This is a genomic window from Yinghuangia sp. YIM S09857, from assembly GCF_051388915.1.
Taxonomy (GTDB): domain Bacteria; phylum Actinomycetota; class Actinomycetes; order Streptomycetales; family Streptomycetaceae; genus Yinghuangia.
In genome coordinates this window covers 1-1,264 of record NZ_JBPKBH010000058.1, presented here as the reverse complement: position 1 = coordinate 1,264, position 1,264 = coordinate 1, and the positions used below count along the sequence as shown (strand labels likewise).

The 1,264-nt window shown below is 69.6% G+C and carries 1 protein-coding gene; it reads left to right on the top strand.

The window, feature by feature from the left end; all coding sequences use genetic code 11:
• Nucleotides 1-101 precede the first annotated feature (101 nt).
• Nucleotides 102-1,223 (top strand): IS630 family transposase, encoded by a 1,122-nt coding sequence (locus ACRX5S_RS41065; RefSeq protein ID WP_436778402.1) that lies wholly within the window; start codon nucleotides 102-104, stop codon nucleotides 1,221-1,223.
• Nucleotides 1,224-1,264 lie beyond the last annotated feature (41 nt).

Below are 1,264 nucleotides of genomic sequence, written 5' to 3'. Positions count from 1 at the left end.
CTAGTGCTGTGACCGGAAACGTTGACCGGGTTGCCGGTTGGCTTCGGGGTGCCTGACGCCGGTTGGATGTCTTCAATATCCGGCTGGCGTTTGGGGGTTCGGTGGCAGAGCCGGTCAAGGTCCGCAGGCTGACCGAGGACGAGGGGCGCAGGCTTCAGCGGATCGTGCGTCGCGGGACGACGAGCGCGGTGCGGTTCCGTCGGGCGATGATCGTGCTGGCGTCGGCGGGCGGGAACACGGTCCCGGTGATCGCGCGGCTGGTCCAGGCGGACGAGGACACCGTCCGCGACGTGGTCCACCGGTTCAACGAGACGGGCATGGCCAGTCTGGACCCTCGGTGGGCGGGAGGCCGTCCCCGCCGACTTGAGCCTGACGACGAAGAGTTCGTCGCGCAGACGGCCGCCACGCGCCCGACCACGCTCGGCCAGCCGTTCACCCGCTGGTCGATCCGCAAACTCGCCGCCTACCTCCGCACAGTCCACGGCCGCGTCATACGCCTCGGCCGCGAGGCGTTACGCACCCTGCTGGCCCGCCGCGGCATCACCTTCCAGCGCACGAAGACCTGGAAGGACTCCAACGACCCGGACTTCGACGCCAAGCTCGACCGCATCGAGCACGTCCTGGAACGGTTCCCGGACCGCGTCTTCGCGTTCGACGAGTTCGGCCCGCTCGGCATCCGACCGACCCCCGGATCCGGCTGGGCGCCCGCCGGACACCCGGACCGGCTGCCGGCGACCTACCGCCGCACCCACGGGATCACCTACTTCCACGGCTGCTACTCGGTCGGCGACGACACCCTCTGGGGCGTCAACCGCCGACGGAAAGGCATCGACCACACCTGGGCCGCGCTCCGCTCGATCCGCAAGGCCCGCCCCGACGGCGCCCCGATCTACGTGATCCTGGACAACCTGTCCGCGCACAAGAACTGGCGCATCCGCAACTGGGCGAGCCGCAACCGGGTCGAACTGTGCTTCACCCCGACCTACACGTCCTGGGCCAACCCGATCGAGGCGCACTTCGGACCGCTGCGGCAGTTCACCATCGCGAACTCCCACCACGCGAACCACACCGTCCAGACCCGCGCGCTGCACGCCTACCTGCGCTGGCGCAACACCCACACCCGCGACCCCGAACTCCTCGAAGCCCAGCGCCGCGAACGCGCCCGCGTCCGCAGCGAAAAGGGCGTCCGCTACGGCGGACGCCCTCTCCTCAACGCAGCCTGATCACCCGGCAACCCGGTCAACGTTTCCGGTCACAGCACTAG